Raw genomic sequence first — 3,335 nt, 5'->3', positions numbered from 1 at the left:
GGGGGTGCGCAATGATCCAGCCATAATTTCAACCAATCAATAAAACAATCGGTATCAACAAACTTGGCACACTATTGAGTTCTCAAACAACAGACCCCCCAAAACATCACCCACAGCACACCACACAAAGCAGCGCACCCAACAGGGCCATTGGAAAAGAAGAGTTATTTTTGGCCGCCCACCGAACCGTACACACCTTCCGGCTTTCCGTTTCGCACCCGGCGACTCAGAAAACAATACACGCCCCCAACCCCCAACGCAAATCCACCCCCACACCCCACCCCACCCACACCAAACCCACCCCCAAAACCCCACCAAACCGCCGTCGGGCGCTGGCTCCTAGCGCTTCATCAGCTCCCGCAACGCAGCGCTGACGGCACCTGGATTTTCCTCGGCTATGAAGTGGCCGCCGTCGAAGGTCACGTGGCGGAGGTCGGGCGCCCAGGCTCCCCAGAGAGGGGCAGCGTCGTAGCCCAGCACAGCTCCCCAATCCTGCTGCATCACAGTCACGGGCATCTCCAGAGTGCGTCCGGAGTCCCGGTCGGCCCGATCATGCGTCACATCAATGCCGGCAGAAGCGCGGTAGTCCGCAACGATCGATGCCACGGCCCCGCGTGATGCCCTCAGATACTCCTCCCGATAAGACTCCGGAATCGCGTCAGGGTCAGCGGTCCACCCATCCAGGAAGGAGGCGAAGAACGAATCGGCCGTAGCCTCGATCATGGGCTCCGGGATGCCGGCCGGCTGTGCCATGAGGTACAGGTGCCACGCCACCTTGGCATCCGCGCCCCGGAGAATGTCCCACATGTCCAAGGTCGGCAGCACGTCCAGCGACAAGAGATGGGTCACTGCGTCACCGTGATCCAGGCCGGCGCGTATGGCAACCAGCGCGCCGCGATCGTGACCGGCGAGGGCAAAGCGCTGATGGCCCAGGGCTCGCGCCGCTGCAACGACGTCGGCCGCCATGGTGCGCTTGGAATAGGTTTCTTCGTCGTCCTCTGCAGGCTTGTCACTCGCTCCGTATCCTCGAAGGTCGGGGCAGATGACCGTGTAATCCGCCGCCAGGTCGGCGGCGACGTGTCGCCACATCAGATGCGTCTGAGGGAAGCCGTGTAAGAGTACGACGGCGGGTCCACTCCCCGCTACGGCAACGTTCAGTTCCACATGGGGTGCTACAAGGACGCGGTGATAGGTAGCTTCGGGCATCAATGTCAAGGTCATGGGGTCTCCTTCGTCAGATGTGTTCCCCTACTATCCCGCCGACGAATCAGCAGCGAATCAGCCGGCTCCGCCCATTTTCTTGTCGGGGCCCGTGACTACCATTGACCCGTGAGTACGCCGCAGATCCGAGTCCTCGGCCCCATCGGGGTGAGTGTTGACGGGGTGCAGCTGGAACTGTCCAAACGCAGGCATCGGGAGATCATCGCGATCCTGGTCGCGCTGCGTGGTCGGGCCATCCCCACCACGGAACTTGCTGAAGAACTATGGGACGGTATGCCGCCGAACGGAGCCGTGGGAGCCATCCGGACGTTCGTTGGCGAGCTGCGGCGAATCCTCGAACCACACCGGAAGCCCCGCACCTCGCCCACGATTCTGGTCACGGTTGCTGACGGCTACGCGTTGCAGCTCGACGCCGACGCGGTGGACGCGTGGCGCTTTGAAACGGCCATGGCGGGGGCAGTTGGGGCCGCTCCCTACGATGCTGATTCACGTTTGTCCGCTGCCCTCGGGGAGTGGCACGGAAGCCCATACCAGGAATTTTCCGAGCGTCCATGGGCGGTCCCGGAGGCGACGCGGCTGAGCGGGCTGCGGCAGACCGCCGTCGAACGCTGTGCCGAAGCCCGCCTTGCCGACGCCCGGCCAATCGAGGCTGCGGCCATCCTGGAAACGCATGTCACGGCCAACCCGTGGCGTGAGGAAGGATGGCGATTGCTGGCCCTGGCTCTGTACCGGAGTCGCCGCCAAGGCGACGCTCTTGCCGCGCTTCGCCAAGCAAGACGTCAGCTGTCCGACGAACTCGGGATGGACCTCAGCCCCGCCCTCACGGACCTCGAGACCCGGATCCTCCGTCGGGACCCGCAATTGGACCGGCCTGAATCAGCCAGTTTGGCCCCGATTGCCAGCGCCTATTCCGGTGGCGGGGTGCGGGCCCAACTGGAGGCTTCGAATGCAGTGTTGGGCAGCCTTGCGGTCGCCGGCGATCTCCAGACAGCCCGTCAGCAACGTCTTGCTGCCATCGAGGCGGCCGCCGGCCTCAACGATCCCGAACTCGCCGCGAGAATCATCGGGGGTTACGACGTCCCCGGCATATGGACGCGAACGGACGATCCCGCTGCTTCTACCGCTGTGGTCGCCGCAGCTGAGGATGCGCTGGCTTCTCCTGTGCCCCTCCGCGACCGCAGCCGGGCACGTCTTCTGGCGACGATCGCCATGGAGTCCCGCGGAACAGGGACCAGGCAGGCCGAAGCAACCGAAGCCATTGAGTTGGCGCGACATTTGGGCGACAGCCACCTACTTTGCTTCGCCTTGAGCGCTGATTTCATGCAGGCATTCACCCGCACAGGCCTGGCAAAACACCGCGAAGAGATCGGCAGGCAGCTGATAACAGCAGCGTTCGACGCCGATTCGCCCACCTTTGAGATCAACGGGCGCCTGATTCGGATGCAGGCCCTATGCGCTTTGTCCGACGTCGATTCGGCCCGTCTTGAAGCCAATGCCGTGGATCAACTGGCCGTGCGGCACGAGCGCCCCTTGGCAGCGGTGTTCACCCAATGGTTCCGCTGGACGTTCCTCGACGCCGGCGCGGTGCCTCCTGTACCTGAAGAAATGCCAGGGTTCAGCGAGGGAATCCTGGCATTTGCATCGTTCACCCGGCAACTACGCAATGGGGACGAACTGGTTGACGGGGACTTCGGCCCCTACGAACCATGGGTGCGACCCCTCCTGTCGCTACGCGCCGGCCAAAAAACCAACGCAGCAACCGCACTTCGGCAGTTGCCGGATCCGCCCCAGGACCTCTTGCTGGAGGCCACCTGGTGCGTTATGGCCCAGACTGCCTGCGAACTGCGTGAACCATCCATGATTGGCCGTGCCCTTACGGCACTAACGCCAGCCAGCGGTGAACGAGCGGCCGGGAGTGGAGTGATTGATGCCGGCAACGTTGACCACTATCTGGGAATGCTCCGGGCGGCAGCGGCTGGCCCAGGGTAGGCGCTGCTGGGGTCCTGTTCGTTTAGTGTTTGGGTGGTTAAAGGGGAAGAGCCCCGACCTGTGGTCGGGGCTCTTGCCTAATGTGTGTCCGGCGGTGTCCTACTCTCCCACACCCTCCCGGGTGC

At 63.5% G+C, this 3,335-nt stretch carries 2 protein-coding genes; one reads left to right on the top strand and one right to left on the bottom strand.

Annotated elements, in window-relative coordinates; genetic code table 11:
• Nucleotides 1-339: 339 nt before the first annotated feature.
• Complete coding sequence (locus tag ABIE35_RS21145) at nt 340-1,221, bottom strand: alpha/beta fold hydrolase (protein ID WP_354517842.1); 882 nt, start codon at nt 1,219-1,221, stop codon at nt 340-342.
• Between the two features lie 108 nt (nt 1,222-1,329).
• On the opposite strand from ABIE35_RS21145, the gene ABIE35_RS21140 reads away from it, so the two are divergent.
• Nucleotides 1,330-3,210 (top strand): AfsR/SARP family transcriptional regulator, encoded by a 1,881-nt coding sequence (locus ABIE35_RS21140; protein WP_354517841.1) that lies wholly within the window; start codon nt 1,330-1,332, stop codon nt 3,208-3,210.
• The last annotated feature ends 125 nt before the right edge of the window (nt 3,211-3,335 follow it).

The sequence above is a fragment of the Paenarthrobacter sp. 4246 genome (assembly GCF_040546855.1).
In the GTDB taxonomy this organism is placed as follows: Bacteria; Actinomycetota; Actinomycetes; order Actinomycetales; family Micrococcaceae; genus Arthrobacter.
The sequence above is the reverse complement of the archived record's forward strand: the minus strand, read 5'-3'. Positions and strand labels throughout refer to the sequence as shown.

Excerpts from the sequence above, each read along its gene's own strand:
- ABIE35_RS21145 (WP_354517842.1), bottom strand. The coding sequence starts at position 1,221 with ATGACCTTGACATTGATGCCCGAAGCTACCTATCACCGCGTCCTTGTA.